The 24,879-nt window shown below is 71.4% G+C and carries 17 protein-coding genes; 6 read left to right on the top strand and 11 right to left on the bottom strand.

Translation table 11 applies throughout. The features are described 5' to 3' along the window. Nucleotides 1–12: 12 nt before the first annotated feature. From PPSIR1_RS00100 to PPSIR1_RS00110, 3 genes are all read right to left on the bottom strand, one after another. A complete protein-coding gene (locus tag PPSIR1_RS00100; RefSeq protein WP_006968911.1) occupies nucleotides 13–1,116 on the bottom strand; it encodes a metallophosphoesterase in 1,104 nt (367 codons plus the stop codon). A 407-nt stretch (nucleotides 1,117–1,523) separates the two neighbouring features. After that, nucleotides 1,524–2,903, bottom strand: coding sequence for a hypothetical protein (locus tag PPSIR1_RS00105; protein ID WP_006968912.1), 1,380 nt, complete (start codon nucleotides 2,901–2,903; stop codon nucleotides 1,524–1,526). Between the two features lie 9 nt (nucleotides 2,904–2,912). After that, nucleotides 2,913–3,779: an SDR family oxidoreductase gene (locus tag PPSIR1_RS00110; protein WP_045115129.1), complete on the bottom strand. Its 867-nt coding sequence runs from the start codon at nucleotides 3,777–3,779 to the stop codon at nucleotides 2,913–2,915. 36 nt (nucleotides 3,780–3,815) lie between these two features. Here PPSIR1_RS00110 and PPSIR1_RS00115 point away from each other — a divergent pair, with 36 nt between their 5' ends. Both PPSIR1_RS00115 and PPSIR1_RS45425 read left to right on the top strand, forming a co-directional pair. Beyond that, nucleotides 3,816–4,256: a nuclear transport factor 2 family protein gene (locus tag PPSIR1_RS00115; RefSeq protein ID WP_006968914.1), complete on the top strand. Its 441-nt coding sequence runs from the start codon at nucleotides 3,816–3,818 to the stop codon at nucleotides 4,254–4,256. A 552-nt stretch (nucleotides 4,257–4,808) separates the two neighbouring features. Then, nucleotides 4,809–5,111 carry a group II intron maturase-specific domain-containing protein gene (locus PPSIR1_RS45425; protein ID WP_232296405.1) on the top strand — a complete coding sequence of 101 codons (303 nt, stop codon included), beginning with the start codon at nucleotides 4,809–4,811 and terminating at the stop codon, nucleotides 5,109–5,111. Between the two features lie 196 nt (nucleotides 5,112–5,307). Here the strand turns inward: PPSIR1_RS45425 and PPSIR1_RS00120 are convergent, their stop codons facing one another. The 6 genes from PPSIR1_RS00120 to PPSIR1_RS00145 all read right to left on the bottom strand — a co-directional run bounded on the left by PPSIR1_RS00120 (nucleotide 5,308) and on the right by PPSIR1_RS00145 (nucleotide 18,446). After that, complete coding sequence (locus PPSIR1_RS00120) at nucleotides 5,308–6,279, bottom strand: hypothetical protein (RefSeq protein WP_157595046.1); 972 nt, start codon at nucleotides 6,277–6,279, stop codon at nucleotides 5,308–5,310. Nucleotides 6,280–6,335: 56 nt separating this feature from the next. Beyond that, complete coding sequence (locus PPSIR1_RS41430; protein WP_006968916.1) at nucleotides 6,336–7,871, bottom strand: two-component system sensor histidine kinase NtrB; 1,536 nt, start codon at nucleotides 7,869–7,871, stop codon at nucleotides 6,336–6,338. Then, complete coding sequence (locus PPSIR1_RS00130; protein ID WP_006968917.1) at nucleotides 7,868–10,579, bottom strand: hypothetical protein; 2,712 nt, start codon at nucleotides 10,577–10,579, stop codon at nucleotides 7,868–7,870. The genes PPSIR1_RS41430 and PPSIR1_RS00130 overlap by 4 nt, the downstream gene beginning before the upstream one ends. 37 nt (nucleotides 10,580–10,616) lie before the next feature. Then, nucleotides 10,617–13,871 carry a tubulin-like doman-containing protein gene (locus PPSIR1_RS00135; RefSeq protein ID WP_086000877.1) on the bottom strand — a complete coding sequence of 1,085 codons (3,255 nt, stop codon included), beginning with the start codon at nucleotides 13,869–13,871 and terminating at the stop codon, nucleotides 10,617–10,619. Between the two features lie 77 nt (nucleotides 13,872–13,948). Then, nucleotides 13,949–16,555, bottom strand: a complete 2,607-nt coding sequence (locus PPSIR1_RS00140; protein ID WP_006968919.1) for a vWA domain-containing protein — start codon at nucleotides 16,553–16,555, stop codon at nucleotides 13,949–13,951. 82 nt (nucleotides 16,556–16,637) lie between these two features. Beyond that, the gene (locus tag PPSIR1_RS00145) at nucleotides 16,638–18,446 is read right to left on the bottom strand and encodes an IucA/IucC family protein (RefSeq protein WP_006968920.1); all 1,809 of its coding nucleotides are present in this window, start codon (nucleotides 18,444–18,446) and stop codon (nucleotides 16,638–16,640) included. Nucleotides 18,447–18,530: 84 nt separating this feature from the next. Between PPSIR1_RS00145 and PPSIR1_RS00150 the strand changes: the two genes are divergently transcribed. Beyond that, entirely contained in the window at nucleotides 18,531–19,190 is a 660-nt protein-coding gene (locus PPSIR1_RS00150; RefSeq protein WP_157595047.1) for a hypothetical protein, read from the top strand. Nucleotides 19,191–19,419: 229 nt separating this feature from the next. Here PPSIR1_RS00150 and PPSIR1_RS00155 read toward each other — a convergent pair whose 3' ends face one another. Next, on the bottom strand, nucleotides 19,420–19,812 hold the full coding sequence (locus PPSIR1_RS00155) for a cupin domain-containing protein (RefSeq protein WP_006968922.1): 393 nt from the start codon (nucleotides 19,810–19,812) through the stop codon (nucleotides 19,420–19,422). A 348-nt stretch (nucleotides 19,813–20,160) separates the two neighbouring features. On the opposite strand from PPSIR1_RS00155, the gene ybgF reads away from it, so the two are divergent. The 3 genes from ybgF to PPSIR1_RS49005 all read left to right on the top strand — a co-directional run bounded on the left by ybgF (nucleotide 20,161) and on the right by PPSIR1_RS49005 (nucleotide 24,192). Further along, nucleotides 20,161–21,162 (top strand): tol-pal system protein YbgF, encoded by a 1,002-nt coding sequence (gene ybgF, locus PPSIR1_RS41435; RefSeq protein ID WP_157595048.1) that lies wholly within the window; start codon nucleotides 20,161–20,163, stop codon nucleotides 21,160–21,162. Nucleotides 21,163–21,173: 11 nt separating this feature from the next. Beyond that, a complete protein-coding gene (locus tag PPSIR1_RS00165; RefSeq protein WP_006968924.1) occupies nucleotides 21,174–22,589 on the top strand; it encodes a LysM peptidoglycan-binding domain-containing protein in 1,416 nt (471 codons plus the stop codon). 148 nt (nucleotides 22,590–22,737) lie between these two features. Next, nucleotides 22,738–24,192, top strand: a complete 1,455-nt coding sequence (locus PPSIR1_RS49005) for a hypothetical protein (protein WP_198154422.1) — start codon at nucleotides 22,738–22,740, stop codon at nucleotides 24,190–24,192. Between the two features lie 7 nt (nucleotides 24,193–24,199). Here PPSIR1_RS49005 and PPSIR1_RS41440 read toward each other — a convergent pair whose 3' ends face one another. Beyond that, nucleotides 24,200–24,841, bottom strand: a complete 642-nt coding sequence (locus PPSIR1_RS41440; protein ID WP_157595049.1) for an MOSC domain-containing protein — start codon at nucleotides 24,839–24,841, stop codon at nucleotides 24,200–24,202. Between the last annotated feature and the right edge of the window lie 38 nt (nucleotides 24,842–24,879).

Genomic DNA, 24,879 nt, shown 5'->3' on the forward strand with positions numbered 1-24,879 from the left:
GCCGCGGGGCCCTCACTCGGCGGGCACGGGCGTGCCGTTGCTGTAGTCCCAGTGGTCCGCGTTGGGGGTGTTCCACTGGACCTTGTCGATGTCGAGGAGTTCGTAGCTGCCGTCGGGGAAGAACTCGACGAGCAGGAAATTGTCGGTGTCGTAGCGCGTGGCCCCGACCTGGTACATGGGGGCGCCGTACTCGTCGGGGATGGTCGACCACAGCTCGCCGTGGCCGGCGAAGATCAGCTCGAGGGAGCCGGTGTTCGTCGTCAGCAAGGTGGCCATGTCCGTCGCGCCGGGCGTCTCGGTCTCGTCGAGGGCCGTGCGGTTCATCGGGAAGTGGCTGGTCAGCACGGTCGGGATGCCGTCGTCGAGCTGATCCGCGACCCAGTTGAGCTGGGCCTCGCCGTAGGAGCCGATGCTCGGATCGAAGTCGACGGCCTGGGGCTGGAAGGTCGTGCCGGACGAGCCGTTGGTGACCACGAAGCGCCACCCGCCGGCCTCGAAGGCGTAGTAGGGGTCCTTGGCGAAGAACTGCGCGAACAGGGTGTGGCTGAAGGCTTGGGGCACGTCCGGGACGTCGTAGTCGTTGTCGCCGAACACCGGGTAGACCGGGCAGGGGAAGCCCTCGAGCAGCTCGTCCGCGATCGCAAAGGCGTTGGGGTTGTTCTGGTAGTAGGCCGCGTCCTGGCTGGGGTAGGCGCCGTGGACGATGTCGCCGAGGAGGATGGCCAGGTCCGGGGCGGGGTCGAACTGCTCGAGCTCCCAGCGGACCACGTCGAGCTGGGTCTCGGCGCCGAGCAGGGTCGGGTCGTCGCCCTGGTAGGTGGGCCCGACGACGTGGGTGTCGGCGAAGAACACCACCCGGATGCTGTCCGGCTCGCCGGTCTCGGAGCTCGTGTCCTCGGCGGTCTCGGAGCTCGTGTCCTCGGTGGTCCCGGTGTCGGACTCGGACTCGGTGTCGGACTCGGTGTCGGCGGCCTCGTCGCCTTGATCTTGCTCGTCCGCGCCGCCGCCGTCGACGGCCTCGGCGAGGTTCGAGGTGCACGCAGCCAGGGCCCCCAGGGCGACCAGAGGCAGGGCGGTGAGGCGGAAACACGCGCGGTGGACGGCGTCGGAAGACACAGTCGTTCGATGGTGCCACACCCCGATGAGCGCGGGGAGAGACTGGGGCCACCACGGCGGAGCGCTTGCACCATCGTCACAGGCGCGAAAATGACTTGGATCAACTGAGCGAGGAAATCCCCAACCAATCCCCAACCCGTGCGGCCAACCGCGAGTGGGGGCGCTCAGAGGGTCGGCCAAAACGAGTTTGGCCACCCCTGTGTCTGCTCTAGCCGTCGTGGACGACGCCACGCGCTCCCTGCCCCACGTCCACGACTCAGAGACTGTCATCGAACCCACGCCCCCGCTCGCGGGGGCGACCACCAGCCTTCTCGAAGGCACGAACCCCATTGCCCACCAAGCCATAGCGGAGGAGCGGAGCGACGAAGCGCCCCGGGTCCCAGATGGCTGTGGGGGCAAAGCAGAATTCAGGGAAGGCCGGGGATGGCGAGCCAGTCGAAGCGCTCGACGGGCTTGCGCAGCTCGGGCGGGTAGACCGAGCGCACGCCGAGCAGGGCCGTGGGCGAGCCCATGTCCTCGACGGTGTGGACGTCCAGGCGCGGCAGGGTCTCGACGGCCAGGATCAGGGTCGCCGTGGCCTCGGGGCGGACCATGGTCTGGTAGTTGCGCGGGAGCGCGTCTCGGTCCTGGGGCATGACCTCGACCCGGGTGCCCTCGACGATGGGGTTGAGGTCGGCGTAGGCGATGAAGCCGACCCGCGTCGGGAGGCCGTTGGCTGGGCGCGCGGCGAACTCGAAGGCCTGGCCGTCGACCTCGAGGACGCCGTCGTCGAGCAAGCCGTTCTCGAGCACCAGGCGCAGCCCGATGGCGGCGCGGGTGGGGTTGTGGAGGGCGAGCTCGAGGGCGCAGCGGCGGCCGGGCGCCTGAGAGCCGGGGCTGTCGACGCCTGGGAGCTCGTGCCAGAGCGTGGTGGGCAGGTCCCCGCCGTAGTGGGCCAGCTGGTCCGCGCGGCCGCAGCGGAGGCTGCGAAGGTGCACGTCGAGGTCGCCGAGGCTCAGCAGCGGGCCCTCGCTCGGCGCGGGGTTTCGGCTCACGATCTTCGCAACGTGGGCCCTGGCCTTGGCGTCCCATGCCCGCTCGGTCGCCTCCCACGACTCGAGCGAGCCGCCCATGTCGCGCAGATCGTAGAGCTGGGAGCCCATGCCGAAGTAGTTGGCTTCGAGGTCCGGGTCGAAGGTCGCGAGGGCGCGCTCGCTCTCCACGGCGACGGCCTCCCCGGCGGCCTGCTCGAGGGCGGCGAGCTCCTCGGGGGTCGTGTGGACGCAGCGCATGAAGTAGGGCGCGGAGCTGGCGGACTCGGGGTCTGCCGGGTCCGCGCCGACGCTGAGCGGCCAGGCGTCCTCGCCCTCGCCCACGGTGAGCTCGAAGGTGGCGATCGGATCGTCGAAGTAGTCGTCGACGTCGAACAGGTTCACGCCGACGACGGATCCCGGCGGCAGGGACACGCCCTCGACGGACACGTCGATGTAGGGCTCGTTGACGAAGGTGCTCCGCTTTTGCCCCGAGGGCAGGGTCAGGGCGACCCCCAGCTCGGCGTACTCGGCCCCGCTAAAGGGCATCCAGCCCCAGTCGTAGTGGCCGTAGGTCTGAACGCGGCAGTGCAGGGTGCCCTCGGCGTCGCTGGCCGGGTGGACGAAGGCCGCGAGCCGCTCGGCCCGGGCGTCGAGCTGCTCGCGGGTCCCGAGGGCCTTGTCGAGCTCGGCGTAGGCGTCGCGCTTGCACCCGGTGAGCGCGACGACGCAGGCGAGGCCGAGGCCGGCGAGGGGGAGGCGGCGAGCTGCGGACACGTGCTCCGCCTAGCCCTTTTTGGGTCGCATGCTGGCGAGGACTTGCTTGACCTGCTCGCGGGGGTGGTCGGTGATGCCGCTGAACTCCTGGCCGACCTTGAGCCACTCGCCGCCGTCGATGGTCACGCACTCGCCGGTCACGAAGCGGGCGGCGGTCAGGTAGACGGCGAGCTCGGCGAGCTCGGCCGGCTCGCCGTAGCGGCCCAGGGGGATGCGCTGCTTGCCGATGTTCTCGGTCCCGGGCATGGCCAGGCGGGAGAAGGCGCCCTCGGTGGGGAAGGGGCCGGGGGCGATGGCGTTGAGGCGCACGCCGTAGGTCGCCCACTCCGTCGCCAGCGAGCGGGTCATGGCCAGCACGCCCGCCTTGGCGCAGGCCGAGGGCAGCACGAAGGCCGAGCCCATCCACGCGTAGGTGGTCACGATCGACAGCACGGTGTAGTCGTGGCCCTCGGGCTTGCCGCGCTCGATCCACCGCTTGCCCATGGACTGGGTGACGTGGAAGGTCCCGTAGAGCACGATCTTGACCACGGCGTCGAAGCCCCCGACGCTGAGGTCTTCGCTGGCGCACAGGAAGTTGCCGGCGGCGTTGTTGACCACGTCGGTGATCGGCCCGAGCGCGTCCTCCAGCTTGGTCAGCGCCGCGTCGACGCTCGCTCGATCGCGGACGTCGGCGCTGGTCCACGCCGCGCGCGTGGTCCCCTCGGGGGCCCCGCTGTGGATCGCGTCGACGACCTCGCGCAGGGGCTGCTCGCGACGCCCGAGCACGGCCACCTTCGCGCCGAGCTGGCCAAAGCGCAGGGCCATGGCCTTGCCCAGGCCCGTGCCGCCGCCGGTCACGAGGATGGTGCGCCCTTCGAGGAGATCGGTCTGGTACATGGGCGCGAGCATACCCAAAAAGGGTAGGGTGGACCCGTGACCGACGAGCGCCCGGATCTCGAAGCCTTGCTCCGAGCCAACCGCGAATTCTATCGCGCCTTCGCCACCGCGGACTTCGTGGCCATGGACCGGGTGTGGTCGGACCACAGCCCGCTCATGTGCGTGCACCCGGGCTGGCGGCCGCTCCACGGTCGGGACCGGGTGATGGCGAGCTGGCGCGGGATCCTGCGTCGGCCGATGGCGGTGCAGTCGCGGGGCGAAGTCGCCGAGCTGCTCGGGGCCGTCGGGGTGGTCGTGTGCGCCGAGCTCTTGCCGGCGGTCGAGCTCGTGGCCACCAACTTGTTCGTGATCGAGGAGGGGCGCTGGCGGATGATCCACCACCACGCCGGCCCCGCGGCAGGCAGCGCCAGCGACGAGGACGAGGACGATGACGACGATGACGATGACGAGCCTGGCGGCGGCCGCTTGCTGAACTGAGTTCTGTTTTGCCCCCACAGCCGCCTGGGACCGGGGGCGCTTCGTCGCTGTCCGCTCCTCCGCTTTGGCTTGGTGGGCAATGGGGTTCGTGCCTTCGAGAAGGCTCGTGGTCGCCCCCGCAAGCGGGGGCGTGGATTCGTGTGCCCGGCATGGACACCGACCTGGAGGTGAAAGTCCTCCTCCAAGGAGCCACGAACGAAGAAAGGGAAGCGCAAGGGCCCGAGGGCGACTGAGGGTCTGAAAGAAGCGTGAAACGAACCAGCGGGTCGACGCACAGAAACCGGATCAGAGGCGGGGCGCCGAGGGCGAGCGTGCGAGTGAACGCGAAGCTCTTCGTGGCCGAACACGGCGTCACGTGCATCCGGCGATCGCGCTGGGAAGGCCGGTGTCCTTACCCGGGGAGATCTCGCTCTAGGGGCCTGAAAGGGCCACGTGGTCACGCACGCGGAGCGAGAAGTCAGCAGAGGTCACGAAAGGCGTCGAAGGGCGCCACAAGGACCGAACGATAGCGAGGGCACGACGCCCGAGAATCTCGACGAGACCATGCCTCAGATGTGGCAGCTGCAACGCTACCTGCAGGGGTGGTGGAGGTACTTCGGGCTGACAGAAAGCCGACGAGGACTCCGAGACGTCGAGGGGTGGATCCGACGCCGGATACGGTGTCTGATCTTGTACCAATATCGGACCCCAAGGCGGGCGTATCGAGCACTGCGGGGGCTGGGAGCCCGAGACTTGCAGGCGCGAGCCGTAGCGGCTCACGTGAGCAGGTGGTGGTGGAACTCGAACGGCGTGGTGAACCGCATCCTGTCGAACTCGTATCTCGCACGGCTGGGAGTCCCGACCCTGGCCTCGTGACCTCAAGCGTCGAACCGCCTGGTGCGGACCCGCATGCCAGGTGGTGTGGGAGGGGCTCGCCGGGGAGACCCGGCGCCCCTATCCCGATGTTGACCGTCTCTGAGTCGTGGACGTGGGGCAGGGAGGGCGTGGCGTCGTCCACGACGGCTAAAATGGACAGGGACTGTGAAAACTTCACAGTCCCTGAGCCCGGCGCCTACTCGAGGCGCAAGAGCGCCCACGAGACCTCTTCGGAGCACTGGATCCCCGACTGGGCCTGGGCGCCGTAGAACTCGTAGGGCCAGCCGGCGATGCCGACCTCGGCGGTGCTCTGGACCTGGACGAGCTGGTCGATGCCCGGCCCGCCGACGTTGAACTGGTAGCTGTCCTTGCCCGTGTCCGGGCAGCAGGGCTCGCCGGGCTCGACCTCGTCGCAGGCGCAGTGGCCCGTCGAGACCAGGTCCTTGGGCGCCCAGTGGTCGAGGGCGGCGGCGGCCTCTTCGTTCAGGCCGTAGCTGCCGCGGTGGGCCACGAACATCGGCGGCTCGTAGTTGCCGCCCCCGCGCCAGATGCTGATCGTGTCGTAGTTGCAGGTGTCCTCGTTGGGGGTGTCGAGGGACTCGACCTGGACGACGTAGCAGTTGGCGTCGGGGTCGTTGGGGTCGTCGACGACGGGCAGGGCGGAGGCCAGGTCGTAGCCCCAGGCGCCCACGGGGTGGAGCTGGTTGTCGATGCAGTTGAAGCAGTCGAGGCAGATCTCGCCCAGGAGCAGGCCGCCCTCGGTGTCCTCGACGCGCATGACGACCTCGATGGGCTCCGTGGGGCAGGGGCTGCCGAGCAGTGTGGGGTTGAAGAGCACGGGGCTCAGGCCCGGGGTGAGGTCGATGGAGCAGTACTCGTCGCCGGTCTCGGTGTCGGGCTCGGTGTCCGACTCGGTGTCGGGCTCGCCCTCGTCGGTGCTGCTCGACTCTTCACCCGCGCTGGTCGAGCTGTCCGTCGACTCGCCGGAGCCGGTGTCGGTGCTGGTGCTCGTGTCCGTGTCTTCGGTGGCGTCGGTCTCGGTGTCCCCGCCGAGCTCCTCGCCCTCGGCGATGGCGGGCCGGAAGTCGGGGTTGGCCTGGGTGCAGGCGCAGGCGAGCGCGGCGAGGGTGCCCAGGACGCGAGCACGCGCGGCGGTCGGTCGAGCCATGGGCAGGACCATAGCACCGACGACGGCCCGCCAGAGCCCCGGGGCGCGCGCGAGCGTTAGGCCAGGGGCAGGCGAACCTCGAAGCGGGTCCCGCTGCCGAGCTCGCTGTGGACCTGGATGTGGCCGCCGTGGTCGCGGACGATGTTGTGGGTGACCGACAGCCCCAAGCCGGTGCCCTGGCCTTCGCCCTTGGTCGTGAAGAAGGGGTCGAAGATGCGCTCGCGGACCTCGGCGGCCATGCCAGCGCCGCGATCGACCACGCCGAGCTCCGCGAAGGGGCGACCCTCGACCTCCACGACCCGCGCGCCCACGCGCAGGCGCTTGTCCGGGTCGTGGCCGGGGTAGCGGAGGTTGAGGGCGTCGCGGGCGTTGGTGATCAGGTTCATGAGCACCTGGCGCAGCTGCTGGGGGTCGCAGGAGACCCGCGGCAGCTCCTCGGGGACGTCGATCTCGAGCACGACGTGATCGTGGCGCAGGACCGCGCGGATCAGCGAGAAGGTCGCGTCGACGACCGCGCGCAGGGAGGTCGGCTCGCAGCCCACGGCCTCGCGCCGGGCGAAGGTCAGCAGGTTGCGGACGATGGTCTTGACGCGCTCGCACTCCTGGACGATCTCGGCGGCGAGCTCGGTGGTCTCGCTCGGGAGGTCGGGGTCCTGGGCGACGAGCTCGGCGTAGCTCATGATGCCCTGGACGGGGTTGTTGATCTCGTGGGCGACGCCGCTGGCCAGGGTCCCGATCGCCTCGAGCTTTTGGCTGTGGCGCAGCTGGGCCTCGAGCTCGGCGCGGTGCAGCTGCGCCAGCTTGCGCTCGGTGATGTCCTCGACCAGGCCCAGGCCGTAGAGGGGCTGGCCGTGGGCGTCGCGGATGAGCATGGCCGTCAGCCGGCCCCAGACCTGGCGCCCGCTGGCGTGCAGGAAGCGCTTGTCGATCTGATAGAAGGGGATGTCGCCCGCGAACAGCGACTCGGCGAGGTCGACGTCGATGTCGCGGTCTTCGGGGTGGGTGATGTCGGCGAAGCTGTGCTGGAGGAGCTCGGCGCGGGTGCGGCCGACGATCTCGGCCATGCGCGCGTTGACCCGGACGTAGGAAAAGTCCTCGATGGAGACCACGGTGATGCCGATGGGCCCCTCCTCGAAGATCTTGCGGTACTCGCTGTCGCTGTCCTCGAGGATGGCGAGGTCCTCGAGCAGGTCGTGGTACTCGCCGATGAGCGCGAGGCGGCCCTGGCAGGACATGGGGGTCACGCTCTGGCGCACGCGCGAGCCGTCCCGAAACTCGACCACGCACTCGTGGCGGCGGGCGTCGACGATCGCCCGGGTCCAGCACGCGGCGGTCCGCTCGGGGTTGACGAGGTGGGGGGCGATGGCGCCGAAGAAGGCCCGGCCGTCGAGGCCGATGAGCTCGCGCGGATCGTCGAGGCCCGCGCGCAGCAAGATCGCGGCGAAGGCCGGGTTGATCACGCAGACGCGGTTGCGGGTGTCCTTGAGCAGCAGGCCCGTGGTCATGTGTACGGCCGCGGCCGCGAGCGAGGTCGATAGGCCCGGGAGCTCGGCGTCGTCCTCGCTCGCTCCCTCGCGCGCCCTCTCGTTCACTGGGAGGGCTTCTCCGAGCGGGGCGCCTCGAGGCTGGTCAGGGAGGCGACGGAGGCCTCGGCGATGCCCGAGACGGCGACGATGTAGTAGGCGCGGTCGGGCTCGATGCCCGGGCGGATCGAGAGGTGCTCGGCGTCCGCGCCCGCGCGCTCGCGGACGAGCTCGACGGCCGCGCGCGGGATCACGGCCTGGCCGTCGCGGGAGAAGGGGCGGCTCACGCCGTCGGCGTCGAGGTCTTCGTAGCCGCTGAAGTTCAGGGCCCCGCGCAGCGTTCGGCGCTGGCGGCGGACGAAGGTGGCCAGGCGCGCGGCGGTGGCCATGGCCCGCTCCGCGCCGGCGAAGGGATCCCAGCGGGCGATGGGCTCGGCGTGGGGCTCGGCGGCCCGGCGCAGGCGCTCGATGTCGGCGAAGGGCAGCTCCTCGCGCCAGCGATCGTTGCGCCCGTAGTGCTCGCCGAGGCGGGCGAGGATGTCGTGGACCCGGCTCTCCCGGCCCTCGGGGACGAGCGCCGTCGACAGGGCGCGCGCGCCCTCGGGGCCGACGAAGGGCTCGACGAGGGTCTCCTCGGGGCTCGGGCCCGCGCTGTCGCCTGCGGGCAGGATGCCGAGCAGGCCCTCGAGGTCGTCGCGGCCGCCCCGGGTGCGGTCGTTGGGCAGGCGCACGCCGAGGTCGCGAAGGTGCTCGAGCAGCTCGCTCTGGGCCCGGCGCGCGGCCTTGTCCATGAGCAGCAGGGTCTCGGCGTCGGCGTCGAGGGCCGCGGTCACGGCGAGCAGGGACTCGACGCGGGCGATGGCCCGGGACAGGCGCAGGCGCGTGGTGAAGTACTCGAGCAAGGAGCCGCGCTCGCCGGTGATCGTGTCAGTGAGCGCCGTCCACATCGCCTCGCTGGCCTCGAGCACGCGCAGGTGGGCGCGGCCGAGGGTCCAGCCCAGCCACGCGCCGCTGCCGAGCGCGCCGATGGCGAGCGCGGTCCACCGGCCGCCGCGGCGAAACAGCGGCTCGAACCAGTGCCCGGTATCCATGGCGATGGCGTCGGCGAACATGGCGAGGACCGCCGGCAGGAACACCAGCGCGGCGATGACAATCAGTATGCCCCACAGCAACATGCGCGGGGGGTCGGGCTTGTGGCGGGCGGCGTCGAGGCAGGCCGCGTGGGCCTGGCGCAGGGCCTCGAAGTCGGGCGGTGGGGCCGGGCGCGCGCGGTCACGATCGCGCACGGCCTCGTCGAGCTGCTCGCCGAAGGCACGCCGCAATTTGCTGACCAGCTCCTCCGTGCGGCGGAGGCTCTGCGGGGCCGGATCAGCCCACAGCTCGCGATCGACGCGCTTTCGCAGGGTGCTCAGGAGCTCGTCTCGCCAGCGCTCGACGGCCGCGCGATCGCGAGCGACGACGTCGTCGAAGCGCTTGCGCTGGAGCAGCCGCCAGGTGTCCTCGATGGCGCGCATCCGCTCCGCGAGCCAGCCCGCGGGGACGGGAGCCGGCGGCGTGGGATCGAGCAGCGAGGGGTCCCCGTGGTCCGGGCCGTAGCGCGCGGTCAGCAGGTCGCCGCGCTCGTACCAGGGCAGCGGCGGGTCGGGCGTGACCGCCGGGGCGTAGCGCTCGAGCACGGCGCGGACGTCCTTCTCGGCCTCCTTGGCCCGCTCGCCGCGCTCCATGGCCAGGGCCTCGATCTGCTCGAGGGCGTCGGCCTCGCTGAAGCTGGCGTCGACCCGCGGCGCGTCTCGGACCGCGTCGAGGGCCTCGAGGGCCACGCGGTCGCGGCCGTAGGCGGCCAGCCGCGCCCGGGGGAGCTCGGCGACGGAGCACACGAAGGTCGCCAGGGGCTCCTTGGGCTGGCTCCCGTGCAGCAAGCTGGTGATCAGCTCGGCCCCGCCCTCGGCGCTCAGATCGGCGTAGAGCAGCATGGTCGCGAAGTTGCGCACGCACTGGCCGAGCTCTTCGCGGGACAGCACGGAGAACTCGGCGACGTCCTCGATGAGGTAGAGCTGGGAGACGGCGCGGCGCCGGGCTGGGGTGTCGGCGACGGACCGGCACAGCTGGCGCACGCAGTCGACGATGGCCTGGGCGGCGTCGGGTTTGGTCTCCGCGCCCTCGGTCGTGTCGGTCGCGTCGGGACCCGCGGTCTGCGACTGCGCGGCGCGGACCTGCTCGGCCCCGCGTACGGCGGGCGGGTGGGGCATGGTCAGCAGCGGCAAGATCACGCCGTTGCGCGCCTTCCCGGTGCGGTAGGCCTCGAAGATGGGCCCGAGCTCGGCCAGCAGGCGGGCCTGGACGCGAGCCAGGATGGGCCACAGCTGGTTGCGGACCTCGGCCTCGCCGAGATCGGCGAACACGAGGATGGTCAGCCGGGTCTGGTGCTCGGTCGCGGTCCCGTCGCGGACGCCGACCATGCGCGCGTGGGCGAGGGCCCGGCGCACGGCCCCGAGCACGTCCTCGGCGGCCTGCTCGGGCACGGTGAGGGTGCCGGCCGCGGGGCTCGACGTCCCGCGCTCGGCCCCGCGTTCAGGGATGTGGGCGAGCTCGACCCGGACCAGGCCCAGGCCGTCGTCGTGGCGCGGGTCGAAGCCGTCGAGGACGAGGGCCTGGTCGCGCTCGTCCCGGAGGCGCTGGGCGACCTGCGTGCCGAACTCGCCGACGCCGAGCAGGACCGCGGGGACCTCGAGGGTCCTGGACGCTCGACCCTCGCTCCGCTGCCCTACCGCGTCCACAGGGTTCACTGACTTCGCTCAGGCGCCACGCGGCGCGCTAGTCGAGGACGGGGGCCAAGATGGCGCGGGCCTCGGCCAGGTCGCGGTACTCGGCGCTGCGGGTCTTCCCGTCGAGCTCGAGGTCCTGCGCGCGCACGGCCCAGCTCTTGGTCAGCTGCTTGAGCTCGGCCCGGAGCGCGTCGTCGAGGGTGGCGACGTCGGCGAGCAGGGGCGCGACCCAGCTGTCGTAGACCGCGGGCATGTCCTTGCGCAGGGCGATGAGCGCGTCGGCGGCCGCGAGCAAGCTGGTGCCCAGGGGCAGGGTGCGATCCTCGCGGACGCGCAGGACGTAGCCAGGCCCGCCCTTGACGGCTTGATCGCCAAACTCGACGGTGCCGCGGGCCAGGCCCAGGGCCAGGCCGACGACGGACACCCGGCGCTGGGCCTCGACGGCCTCGAGCTTGGCGCGACGGTCCTCGGGGTCGAGGTCCGAGAGCCTCTCCCAGTGGTGGTCGATGTGCAGCGGCCAGGCCGGCTCGCGCTGGCCCTGGAAGCGGCGGTAGGCGGCCTTCATGTCCTCGTTGATGTGCGGGAAGCAGTACAGCGGCACCCCGAGGATGGACCGGTAGAACACGATGCGGTGGGAGTCGGGCCACTCGAGCTCCTGGGACTCGTCGCCCGTGGCCTCGCCGTAGACCTCGTGGAAGGGGCCCGTGCGCAGCGAGTCGTGCAGGCCCACGAGCAGCATGTTGGGGTGCTTGATGGTCCCGCGCAGCTCGGGCTGGTAGCGCGACAGGGGCTGGGCCTTGTTGATGGCCAGATCGATCTTGCGGCGGGCGTAGGTGCGGACCTTCTCGTCTCGCCACAGCGCGGTCGGGTCGAGGGGGCGGTCCTCGAGCAGGTCGACGGGCTCGCCCCGGGGGTCGTCGGTCTGGCGCCCGTAGTAGGCCGCCTCGAGGGCCAGGGCGTCGTCGATGCGCAGGCCCAGGCGGCGGGCCGCGTCGTCGGCCTTGGGGTCGCCGAGGATCTCGGGCCCGAGGCGCTCCTTGGCCATCTCGACCAGGCGATCGACGATCTCCTGGACCACGCGGCGGGCGTCGGGGCGGACCGAGCCGCCGCGCTCGTCAAAGCGCGGGCGCAGGGCCTCGCGCAGGGCCACGAGCACGGCGTCTTGGTTTTGGAGCTCCGGGCGGCTCTCGATCTGGTCGACGTAGTACCAGCTCCAAAAGCGCATGCGCGCCGAGGGGTGCTGGAGCAGCTCGACGTCGAGGGCGTACTCGTTGGCCTCGCTGCGCAGGCCCTCGACGCCGCCGTCGAACTCGTAGCGGCGGGCGAGCTCCTCGAGGCTCCGGGCCAGGCGCCCGGCGGACGACTCGATGTCCCGGAAGGTCCGGCGCAGGTGCTCGGCGGCGCGGCCGAGGGCGCCCTTGAACTCGAGCAGGGCCGACTTGACCAGCCACGCGCGGATCTTGTCGACGTAGTCGTTGAACAGGCCGACGGCGCGGTCGCGGGCGGCCTCGAAGTCCTTGTCCTTGCGGGTCAGGAGCTTGTCCCAGCCGCCGTGGGTGCGCTTGATCTCCTGGGCCTGGGCGTTCATCTCGCTGCGGAAGCGGCCCTCGCCGCCCAGGTCGCTCTCGGCCTGGAGGCGCTGGACCTGCTCGCGCAGCTCGTCGATGGCCTGGGGCGCGAGGGGGCCGTCGGCGCTCTCGCGGAAGTCGATGAGCACGTGGCGCTGCTCGTAGAGGTTGAGCTCGGGGGACTCGTCGGGCCCGGCCTGGGCCAGGAACTCGGTCCACCAGTCGCCCGTGGCCACGCGGTCGAGCTGCAGCTGGAGGTGACGCTGGATGTTCTCGCGGGCCTCGGCGACCTGGCGCTGGAGGGCGTTGAGGCTGGCGGCGGGGGTCCAGCTGCCGTCGAGGATGCGGTCCGCCGAGATCTCGCGGACGCCCGCGGTCTGGTCGCGCAGCTCCTCTTGGGTCTTGTCGAGGGCCGCCTCGAACTTGCCGCGGGCGAGCTCGGGGAGCTCGGCCATGCGCTGCCAGATGCCGCCGTCGACGTCCTGCTGGCTGGCGAGCAGGCGGATCTTGCTGGTGAAGGCGTCGTCGATGCGCCGGGCCTTGGCGTCGTCGGACAGCTGGGCGAACTCTTCGGGGTTGATGGCGAAGCGGCGGAACTGCGCGCGCTGGCGCGGGGAGATGAGCGCCGGGTCGTCGAGCAGCACGTAGCGGCGCACGGCCGTGGCCGCGTAGCGCCGGGCGCAGTACTCGAGCACGTCGTGGCGCGGCAGGATCATCACCGAGGATCCGAGGGTGCCGTAGAAGGCCGAGTAGCCGTCCTTGCGGTCCCACAGCGCGTCCGGGAACAGGCGCCGGTTCTCCTTGGTGTAGTTGTCGTAGTCGGCCTGCTGGTCACCGATGATCGGCGAGAAGATCTGCACGTAGGTGGCGTCGGCCAGGGCCGCGCCGACGTCCTCGAGGCTGAAGGACTGGGGCCGGTCGACGACGTAGACGAGGTCGTAGGGCCGGCGGGTGGCCAGCTTCTTGTGCTTGTTGCGCGGGTCGTAGTGGAAGGTGAGCTCGTCGATGGGGTGCTGGGTGTCCAGCTTCATCAGGTGCTCGCACTCCTTGAGGGCCGCGTAGCCGTTGGCGTAGACGCCGTCGCGGTTCATGCCGACCACGCTCTCGAAGGCCTCGGGGAGGATCGCAAAGCCGACCAGGCGGGCCGAGCGGTCGTCGAGGATGTCGCGCATGAGGTAGGCGAAGGGCAGGAACCCGCCCGAGCCCGTCCCGCCAGCGACGGAGAAGTAGACGAAGACCTGGATCGACGCGCTCTGGTGGCGCATGCCGTGGGCGTGGCTGCGCAGGTCGTTGGCGAGGGCCTGGAGCTTGGCGACCATGTCGCCGGTCTCGATGGAGCGGTTGAGGCTCAGCCGGCTCTCGATGCGGATCTGCCCGGCCCCGGCCCCGCTCTCCTCGCGGAAGTTGTACCAGTCGTGGACCCACTGGGTGAAGTAGTCGTCGGCGTCGGCGAAGCTCTCGCCGCGGCGCAGCTTGGAGTAGGCGACCTTGTCGAAGTCGCTGATCAGCACGGTCTCGTCGACCTTGCCGAACTCCTGGGTGCCCTTGCGCAGGCGGGCCAGGTCGGCGTCGTTGGTGTCGATGGCGACGAAGCGGACGAGGCTGCGGTACTGAAGGTCGAAGTCTTGCTGGGCGCGCAGGCGCTTGGCGATGCGGCCGACGGCGCGGCCGCCTGAACCGCCGAGTCCCACGAACAAAGTGGGGGTGACCTCGCCGGGCATGATTCGGATGGGCATCGCTGTCTCCTGAGGGGGGTGCTTCGTTGGGGCTGGGCCGCCCACCTGTTGGGGCGGCGAGAGAGGGAGGGGCCGCGTCAGCGGCGGAACATGAGGTAGGTGTCGTCGCGGCGCAGGACGATGGACGAGCCGATGGGGTGCTCACCGGCGGCGAGCGGCTGCCAGCCGGAGGACTCCTTGAAGGTCTCGACGCTGTCGCCCGCCGTGGGGTCGATGACCAGGGCGGCGTTGCCGTGGCCCCGGGCCTCGATGCGGGCGTCGTCGCCGAGGCCGCGGAGGCTGGGCAGGGCGGCCTTGGCCCCGCCGAGGTGCACGGTCGCGTGCTTGTAGAAGGCGCGCTTGGTCGTCTCGAGCGAGCGGATCAGCCGCCAGTCCTCGTCGCCCTCGCTGAGCTTGGACAGGACCTTGTGGCTCTCGGCGCGGGCCAGGACGGCGGTCTCGGCGAACTCGTGGGGCGAGGTGAACCCGCGGATCAGCCAGATCAGCAAGCCCAGGCCGAGCAGCGCCGCGGCGATCTTGGCGATGGTCTTGCCCGGACAGACCCAAAAGCTCGGCTTGGCCACGACGAGGGTGACCGGGACGGTGAGCGTCGAGCCCGAGCCTTCGGTGGTGTCGCGGACCCGGAGGGTCATCGGGTACTCGCCGGCCTGGCAGCAGTCGCGGGCGCGGAGCTCGACCTTCACGGATGCGCGCTCGCCAGGGTCGCCCGCCAGGCGCAGGGAGGTGTCGACGAGGGCGAACTCGAGGTCCTTGCCCAGGCCCTCGGCGGCCTCGGAGGGCTCGAGGCTGAGCTCGACCTTGGCGCTGACGGGGGCCGGGAACTCGAGCTCGCCGAGCGCCGAGGAGCCGCCGGTGACGCGGAGCTGCTGAGGCTCGGCGGCGGCTTGGCGCAGGGTCCCGGTCAGCGCGAGGCGGCGCTCGCCGATGGCCTGGGCGCTGCCCTTGCCCGCGACGGTGAGCTCGAGGGCGAGGGGGAGTTCGACCGGACCGTCCCCGGCGCCTTCGCCCCGACCCTCGGCGAGCTCTTGGATCGCGGGGCAGTAGCTGGCGGCCGAGACCGTCACCTGAATGGTGAAGGGGTCCTGGAGGGCCGCGGTCGCCGGAGAGGGCTCGCAGCGGACGCAGGGGTCCTCGCCGCCGAGGAGGTCCATGGCGTCCCCGCCAGCCGCGGCGCAGCGGACCTCGGCCTCGCTGCCCTCGGGGAAGCTGCCCGTGTACTGGAGGGTGAGGACGGTGGGCACGGGCTTGGGGAAGACGCCCAGGTCGACGGACTCGATGGGCGCGTCCGGTTTGTCGGCGCGGGCCACCGAAGTGATCCCAAAGGCGCTCGATTGGATCGCCCGGCGAGCGACGACGGGCCGCGCGAGGGCCCCGTGGTCGGCTCGGAACCAGCGCTCGTGTCGGCCCTCCGAGAACACGCCGAGCTGGGCGTTGAAGCTGCCGTCGGAGTCGGGCTGCATGGCCGTGTGCTGGGCGCAGGCCTCGTCCTCGCACAGCTCGATGTCGAAGTCGAAGGACCGGGCGGGCTCGATGGTCTCGCCGCTGTCGCCGACGAGCCGGGCGTAGGCGCAGGCCGGCTGGCCCGAGCGGACGGCCCGCTCGCGGGTCCACGGCAGGTCCGGCTTGTCGGCCTTGGGGTCCGCGGGGCAGGGGACGACCACGGCCTCGACGCGCAGCTTGCCGTAGCTGGGGATGGGCAGCACCTCGACGCCGGCCTCCGTGGAGGACACGTTGAAGGGCAGGTCCCGGGGCCCGGTCTTGGTCACGCGCAGGCGCCAGGGGTAGTCGGCGTGGCGGAAGGTTGGACCGCCGGCGAGGGTCTCGAAGCGCGAGTCCATGCTCGCGTCGGTCAGGGCGCAGGTGAGCGTCGCCGCGGGGTCTTGCCCGGGCTGGCTCTGGAGCGCGAGCACGCGGACCTCCCGGGCGCCGGCGAAGGTCCGCGGGTCCCCGATGCCGCCGCCGTCGAAGCGCAGGCCTCGGGAGAAGGACAGGACCTGGGCGAAGGCGCGGAGCAGGGAGCGGCCGTCAAAGCTGACGCTGGGGTCCTCGATCCAGCCGGTGGCCTCGGCGTAGGCGGTGAGGGCCGGGTCGACGCCCTCGCTGCCCTTGGTCAGCAGGGCGAAGCGGAACTCGCCCTTGCGGTGGCTGGAGACCCCGGCGAGCCAGGCCTTGGCCGGGTCGACGCCGCCCTGGCACTTCCCGTCGGTGAGCAGCAAGAGGGTCTGGGGGGCGCCGGAGCTGGCGACCTCTTCGAGGAGGTCGCGGGCCTGAGCGAGGGCGGCGCGGCACGGCGTTCCGTCCTTGTGCAGGGCCATTCGCTCGAAGCGAGGACCCTCGAGGGCGCGCGCACCCTCGTCCCCGTCGCGGCCTTCGAGGAGCACGCGTGGAGACAGGAACTGCGCCTGGCTCACCTCGCCGTTGGCGAGCTGGTTGAGCCCGACGATCATCACCTGATCGCTGTCGCCCAGGGCCGCCCCGAGGGCCAGCGAGGCCATCATCACCAGGCGGTCCGGATCGTTGGTGTTCATGCTCCCGGAGTCGTCGATGACCACCAGGTACTGCCCCCAGGTCTCGGCCCGGGCGCGCTGGGGCGCCAGGCACAAGAGCAGGGAGAAGACCAGGGTCAGCGCGAGCGCGAAACGGCGGCTACGCTGGCGATGGAAGCTGTGATGGGTCAGACGCACGAGGCTCGCCGATGCTGCCGCGCAGCCGGGTCCGCGCGCAACCGGGATCAGGGTCGGATGATTTCCGAGGCCGCGCAAGCGCTCACGCGGACAGGGGGTTGTCGACTCGGGTATAGTCGTAGTCGCTGCTGCGCTCGCGCAAGCGCATGCTCAGTAGTGCCTTTGCCCGGACCGTGGGCGCGAGCATGGCCTCGAGGTCCTCCCGGGCCCGCTCCCCGCCCCAGCGGGTCAGGCAGCCCTCGACGACCGTCCGGGTTCGGGCCCAGCTCTCGCCCGCGGGCACGCTCAGCGCCTCGGCGACGGCGAACACGTGGGTGAGGTGGGCGTGGAACAGAGTATGTTCGAGCTTGCCGCGGACCTCGGGCAGGTCGTCGGTCCAGATGAAGGACTCCGGGGCGAGGCTGAGCGTGTGGCCAGCTCGGGTCAGGCGCGGGGTGTGGATGCGGATGCCCCCGAGGTCGCGGACGGCGAAGCCGACCAGGCGGCCCTGGGCGACGCGGGCGAGGGTGTTTTGCAGGTGCACCTCGAGGGCCACGCCGTGGACCGTGAGAAGGCGCAGGCAGGGGGGGACGAGCAGGGCGATCCAGTCGCCGAGGAGGGCTCGGAGTCGCGCCTTGGCGTCGCCGGGGTAGCCCGAGGCGAGGCGCTCGAGGACCCGCTGGCTGGGGTCGAGGGGCCAGGGCTCGGCCACGGCGGCGCACACCCAGGCCTGGGCGCCATCGGAGCGAGACGGCGCCCGGCGCAGGATGGCGCCGAGGGAGGAGGCCCTCGAGTGGCGCGCGGGGTCGAGGCCGGCGGCCGCGGGCTCGACCATGATCTCGAGGCTCTGGGTCTTTGGGTCCTGGGCCTGGATGCGCTCGAGCAGGGCGCTGACCCGGGGCCCGTTGGTCACGCTCATGGCCGAGACCACGCGCTTGGCCGAGGTCGTGTGGATGTTGGTGGCGAGCTTGAGGTGGAAGGGGAGCGCGCGGTCTTCCAGGGTCACGGTCCGCAGGCTCAGCAGGGAGCGCACGGCGAGGGCCTGGCTGGGGTCTGGGGGCGCGCGGAAGGGGCGACCGTCGGCGGTCCGCAGCGCCCCGCGGGCGACGAGCTCGGGGAACAGCCGGGGCAGGAGCCGGCGCTGCGTCGGGTGGACGGGGATGCGCACCCAGCCGGGGTCTCGGGGCGCCCCAAAGCAGCGCACGGCGAGGGCGTCCCAGGTGCCCGCGCGCTGGACCTCGCTCGCCGCGACCTCGACCGTGGATATCCAGGCGCGGCCGAGGAGCTCGGGGGCGTGGCGGAGGTTGGCCGCGGCGCCCAGGCCCACGCGCGTCCGGGTCATGGGATGCCAGGGGTGCCCGTCGGTGACGAGGTGCTCGGGGTCGCGCACGCGCGGGTCCTCGGGCGAGCGCTGGGCGAGGGCGGGGCGGAGCCGCTGGGCCAGGCGCGCCCACGCGAGCTTGTCGACGCTGTCGTCGAGCTCGGCGCGAACGCGGGCGAGATCTCCCGGTCCGCAGTCTGCCCGGGCGCAGGGCAGGGCGATGAGCCCCGCGGGGTCGAGCAGGCGAGGGTCGAGGGCGCCGGACAGCTCGGGGAGGTCGAGGCCAAAGGCGCCCCACCGACGCAGAGGCAGGACCAAGGGGGCGCCGAGGGCCGGATCGTGCCAGCGCACCGACGCGGGCTCGCGCTCGCCCGGGACCAGGCCCTCGCGGACGCTCGAGAGCACGACCCGGGCGCCGATCTCGAGGGCGGCCCCTCGCCAGCACCGCGCGAGCGCGGCCGGCTCCAGCTCGCTCGCGGGCGCGAGCTCGGCGAGGGGGCCCCGGGCAAAGGCGAGGACGCGGCGGATCCACCGAGCCGCGCGCGCCTCGGCCTGGTGATCGACCTCGGCGGCGGTCGGGAGAGCTCGCACCTTTGCACCCTATCAGGTCGAAGGCGCCGCGCTGATGCGGTGGACGCGAGCGCCGAATGGGCTTAGGTTGAAAGAGTGGATGGCGTGCGCAAGGTCGCTTGGGTGGTGTCACGGCCTGGCTGTGTCCCCGACCGCGTGCGCGACGACTACGGTGCCATGGTCGAGGACGTCGAGGGCGTGTGGGCCCAGCTGTTCCCGCGCCAGCTCGGCTACCGTACCCAGACCCAGGCCGTGACCGAGGGCGAGGTCCTGCTCACCGTGCGCCGCGGGGAGTTTCGCGGGGAGGTGGTGCTGGCCTGCGAAGACCGAGGGGGCCGCCTGCGCATCCGGGCGGTGTCCGGCGCCCACTCGCAGCGAGAGCGGACCGTGGCCGAGATGGGCGAGCGCACCGTCGAGCGTGCGCGGCGACTGGCCACGGGCCTGGGCGGCTTCACGGCCGTGTGGATCATGTTCAAGTGCTTTTCGTGGGTGGCGGGCGGCGTCGAGATGCCCGTCGTCGGCGGGCTCATCTTGACGGTGTTGATCGCTTGCCTGCTGATCGGCGGCTCGAGCCTGGGCGTGCGCGTGGGCGAGGCCATCGCCCGTCGCCGCCAGAGCCTGGTCCAGCGCGAGCTCAGCGGCGACCTGGGCATCCAGGCGGACATCAAGCGCTGGAACTCGCTCAACCGACAGCTGCGCGGGCACAGGCGCGCCCTGGTCCGCGGCGAGGGGGGCAGCCCGTTCCGCTCCCCCGCCCGGGCTTGAAGCAGACCGAGACCACTCAAACGACGAAAGCACGCTCGATGGAGCGTGCTTTGTCGTCTCGGGTCGAGCGCGGGCTCAGGGGCTGTCAACGAATCCGCGCCCCCGCTCGCGGGGGCGACCACCAGCCTTCTCGAAGGCACGAACCCCATTGCCCACCAAGCCATAGCGGAGGAGCGGATAGCGACGAAGCGCCCCCGGTCCTCAGATGCCTGTGGGGGTAGAGCAGAGCTCAGGTCGGGGGGTTCTTGCCCTTCTTCTTCTCCTCCTCGAGCTTGAAGCCGACGAGGCAGCGCTTGCCGCCCTGGCCGCTCTTGTAGGAGGGGGTGATGCGGACCTTGTTGGCGCGCATGCCCCGGTAGAGGAGCTCCACCTGCTGCTCGGTGATGGTCTTGGTCCCGCAAGCCGTGCCGCCCCAGCGGTACTCGACCTGTTTGCTCCCGGACTTCACGTAGATGCGGCCGTGGTACTTGCTGTACGTATCCGACGAGGGCGAGAAGGTCTCGAGGAACTCGATGGTGCCCTTGGACCCGACGCTGTCGGCAGCCGAGGCGCTCGTTGGCAGGACGAGGGTCGACAGGAAGAGGGCGAGAGCGGGGAGGGCGGTGGTCAGGACGCGGGACATGTCGGCGATCGTGGACGGTGGATGGTGGGGTGGATTCACCCCGTGCGCGATCAAGCTACCCAAGCCGGCGCGCCCTTGTCGAGGCGGATGCCCACGCGCGCGAACCTCAGAATCACCGGCGGAGCCCCCGCCACTTGCCCCAGCGACTTCGAAGTCGAACGGGTCCATGGCCCCAAGCCCAAGCCACGGGGGCTCGCGGCCCTCCCGAGCGCGGGTTTTTTCTGCACGCGCGGTCGCCTTGCTAGCCTGTTGTCCACCGGCGCCCGTGCGCCGCTGGAGACCTGCATGCCGGTTCAGCAACGTCGACCCCAGGCCCCCCCGACCCCACTCGCGAGCGGGGCTCGTCGCGTGGTCGTTTTACTCGCTCTGGTCCCGCTATTGGCCGTTGGCTGCGCGGGCGCGCAGGGCAAGGCCGCCACGGAGGCGCCGGGGGCCGAGGCGGCGAGCGAGTCCGAGGTGGCTTCCCTGCGCCGGGAGAACGCGGCCTTGCGCACGCGCTTGAACAACATCGAAGAGCGGGTCCGCATGCTCGAGCAGGACGATGACTGGGCGTCCGTGGCCGTCACGCCCATCGAGCCAAACGCCGAGACCTACACCGTGGCCGAGACCGTACCAGGGTCCGGCGCGGACGGTGGGCCCCGTGAGCTTCCGGTGGTCAAGCTGACCCCGCGGGAGCGATCGATCGACAGCCGCCCCGCCGGCCAGGGCCCGCGGCCGGTCCAGGCGACGCGCCCCTCGGGCTCCATCGCCCTGTCCCCCGTGCCGCACAGCGGCGTGCCCGAGCACCTCGCCGAGAGCAACTACTACGTCGACGCGCGCGGCTACGAAGAGACCACCACGGCCGCCGACGCGTCGGCGCCCGGGCCCGCGGCGGATCCTTCGGCCGAGCCCGCGAGCTACCGCCTGCTCGGGAGCCGCCTGGTCGAGGCGACCAAGGCCCAGCCCAAGACCGTGACGCGCCCGAGCAAGGGCAAGCGCAGCAAGGCCGCCAAGGCCTACGAGGCGGCGATGGCCGTCTACAAGGACGGACGCTACGCCGAGGCCGAGAAGGCCTTCGCGGCCATCGTCCGCGCCCACCCCAACGACGACTACGCCGACAACGCGCTGTACTGGCAGGGCGAGTCGGCCTACGACCAGGCCCACTACGCCGACGCCCTCAAGGCCTTCACGGCGGTGGTCGAGCGCTACGGCGGCGGCAACAAGGCCCCCGACGCGCTGCTCAAGATCGGCCTGTGCTACGGCCGGCTCGGGGACGCCGACAACGCCCGAGACGTGCTCACCCAGCTGATCGCCGCCTACCCCCGGGCGGCCGCCAGCAAGATCGCCAAGCGCAAGCTGGCTGACCTCTGAGGAGACTGACCATGGCTTCGATCTCGACTCCGACTCGCCTGACGCCCCTGGCCCTCATCGCCCTCGCTGCCCTCGCGGCGAGCTCCCCCTTCGCCCACGCCGGGCCGCCGGCGGACCAGGGCGGAGGCGCGCGAGGAGGCGGAGGAGGCGTCCAGGGCGGCGGCGTGTTCTCGCCGCCCGCTGGCGCGACCTACGACCCGAGCACCTCTGGCGCCCCGGGCCTGCTCGACCAGAACAACTCGCGCGCGGTCGATCAGACCTACGGCCCGACCGGGACCGGCGACCAGCTCGGCTACGACATCGTCGACTACGGCGTGAGCTCGGGGTGGAGCGACGGCGTTCCCGAGTACCACATCGTCCAAGAGGGCGACACGCTCTCGGCCATCTGCGCCTACTACTACGGCGACATGTACCTGTGGCCGAAGATCTGGTCCTACAACGCGCACATCACCAACGCGCACTGGATCTTCCCCGGCGACCGCATCCGGCTGACCGACCCCTACGCCGACCAGGGGCCCGAGGACAGCCCCAGCCTCGCCTACGCCGACACCTACGACCCGCGCTCGCGGGTGGGCGAGACCTACCTGCTCGAGCGCTACGCCTTCATCGACGAGGACGAGCTCAACAAGTCCATGGAGATCGTCGGGGGGGCCGACGCCAAGGTCATGATGGCGACCGCGGACACGGCCTACGTCGGCTACGACGAGAGCAACCCGCCCATCGCCGGCGAGCGGCTGAGCGTCTACCGCAAGAAGAAGCCGGTCTTCGACATCAAGGTCAAGGGCAAAAAGCAGCGCCAGAGCCAGGGCCAGCGCATCGGCTGGCTCGTCGAGGTCGTCGGTGAGATCTACGTCGAGACGGTCGCCGACAAGTCGGCCGAGGCGACGGTGGTCGAGAGCGTGCGCCCCGTCGAGCGTGGCCAGCGGGTCGGCGAGCTCAAGACCCGCTTCGTGCGGGTCGAGCCCAGCCCCAACGAGGTCTCGACCAACGGCCTGGTCGTCGAGACCATCCGCGACCTGTCGATCAACGGCGAGTCCCAGTTCGTGATCGTCAACCTGGGTGCCGCCGATGGCATCCGCCGCGGCAACGTGCTCGAGGTCGTGCAAAAGGGCGACGCCTACACCCCGGACCACCGCCTCCACCAGCCCTACGACGAGGGCCACCCCCGCCGGGTCCTGGCGACCCTGCTGGTCCTGCAGATCGAAGGCGAGAGCGCGCTGACGGTGGTGACCGAGTCGACGCGCGAGGTGGTCATCGGCGACCACGTCGAGATCACCAAAGAAGGCGAGAAGCCCGAGGACTTCGAGGCCTACGACCGCCGCAAGCGCGAGCAGCGGCGCGACGGAAGCCGGTCCTCCGCTTCGGGCAGCGTCGAGTCTGGCGACGGCTCGGCCTCGGCCGAGGGCGAGCTGCGCCTGGGAAACTGAGCGGGGCGAGAGAGTCCCGAGCGCGGTTGGCTCGGGACAAAAGCGGTGGGCAGAAAACCATTTTTTCTGCCCATTCGTGATCGAGGGCGCCGGCTCGTGGCACTGGATCGAGGTGCGGACCAGAGGCGTTTCCATCGCGGTGTTTTCGGTGTCGATTTTGGGAGCGGGGTGCGTAGACGACGCGCTGCCGGCCGGGGATGAGATCGGGACCGAGGACTCCGATACGGCTGGGGACTCGACGACGGGGTCGGAGTCGGAGTCGACTGAGTCGGAGTCGGAGTCGGAGTCGACTGAATCGGAGTCGGAGTCGGAGTCGACTGAATCGGAGTCGGAGTCGGAGTCGACGACGGAGTCGGAGTCGGAGTCGACGACGGAGTCAGACACAGACACAGACACGGACACGGACACGGACACTGAAGAGACAGACGAGACCGAAGAGGGCGTGTTCGACACGCGCGACGACGACCCCCTCGACACCTTCGACGACGGCCCCTTCGACACCGGCGACGACACCACGGAGAGCGAGACCTTCGGAGACACCACGGACGGCGGCGGCTGGGGGGAGACGGGGAACTCGGACACCGAGGGCAACGAGGAATTCATCGGCTGCGGCCCGCTGAGCTTCGAGTGGGACCCCGCGAGCACCGCCGTGGGTCCAGACTTTGGCAACCTCGGAGGCCTCGATCGCCGCCCCAACGGCGGCATGTTCGGGGTGACGGTCGACATCGACACCGCCGCGCTGGTGGTCATCGACCCCGACGGAGGCGTCGAGCTGTCGGCCACCCGACCCGTCGACGTCGACCTGGACGGGCTCAAGATCGGGGCCCTGGCCGAGCCAGACGGCGGCTACGTCTGGGGCAGCAGCGTCGGCGACGAGGCCTTCGTCACGGGCCTGTCCGCCGCGCTCGCGGACGAGTGGACCTGGACCCATCCGACCATCGAGTGGGGCATGGCGATCCGCGACCTCGCGCGCACGGCCTCGGGCAACATCGTGGTCGTCGGCGAGCACTGGGTCGACGACTACATGTGGATGGTCATCCTCAGCCCCGAGGGCCAGCCGGTCTCGCCGATCCTCGGCGGCCCCCTCACCGAGGAGGGCATCTACGCCGTCGCCCCCAGCGGCGTCGCCATCGACCCGACCACCGACGACATCATCGTGTCGGGGTGGGACGTCCAGCCCGGCTACAACGACACCTGGGTGGCGCGCTTCGACAACACCGGCAACCTCATGTGGGAGACGGAGCTCAGCGGCGAGATGGGCTTCGGCGGCGGCCCCCTGGTCGACGACCAGGGCAGGATCTTCGCCGTGTTCGACGGCGCGGGCGGTATCTACGAGCTGTCCCCGGAGGGCGCAGAGCTGGCTCATGTGTACTTCCCGGGCAGCATCGGGGCCGTGGGGCTGCTCGACGGCCGCGACATCCTCACCGCAGGGTGGCTGTCCGGCAACCGCGTGCTGCGGCGCTACTCGGCCGATCTCGAGCTCATCGAGGTCCACCCGCTCTTCGACGGGATCGCGCGCTCGATGACGCCGGGCCCGAACTGCCGGGTCGCCGTCGGCGGCAGCTCGAGCCAGCTGACCCAACTGGGCGCCGACGTGCTTTGACGGACTCTCAGGGCTCGGGGCCGCGGCGGACGACTCGGACGGGGTCGCCGACGCGGACCGTGCCCTCCTCGACCACGCAAAAATAGATCCCGCGCAGGTGCTGCTCGGCGAAGGCGGGGTCGAGGTTCAGGCGCATGGCGGCGAGGCCAAAGCGCTGCACCCACTTCTTGCAGCCGTTGTGGGGCTTGGGCGTGACCTCGAGCAGGACCTCGCCCATGCGCACGGCGCTGCCCACGGGCAGGTTCGCCTTCGACAGATCGAGGGAGACGAACAGGTTGTCGCCGTGGAGCTCGTGGGGCTGGCCGTTGGCGATCGTCCGTGCGAAGTCGGTGCGCGTCGTCGCCAGCTGGTACTCGCGGCCGTACTTGGGCTCGGTGGCCCAGCGGTCGCCCTCGAGCCCCGTGGTGACGCCGAGGTGGGCGGTGTGCAGGGACACGCGCTCGTGCTCTGGCGTGCGCGCGACGATGTGGTCGAGGGTCCCGAGCTCCGTGGGCGCCCGCGGGAGGGCGCGCAGGCGCTCGACCAGGGTCTCGCGGTCGAGGTGGTGACGCGCGTCACCGCGGGGGCCCGAGAAGCGCAGGCGCTCGGTCGGGTAGTCGACTGGAACGGACTCCAGCAGCTCTCGTTTGCTCGGGTCGAGGTCGGACACGTCCAAGCCCCAGGATAGCGCTGGGGAGCGCGCGTGGC

This window comes from Plesiocystis pacifica SIR-1 (assembly GCF_000170895.1).
GTDB lineage: Bacteria > Myxococcota_A > Polyangia > Nannocystales > Nannocystaceae > Plesiocystis > Plesiocystis pacifica.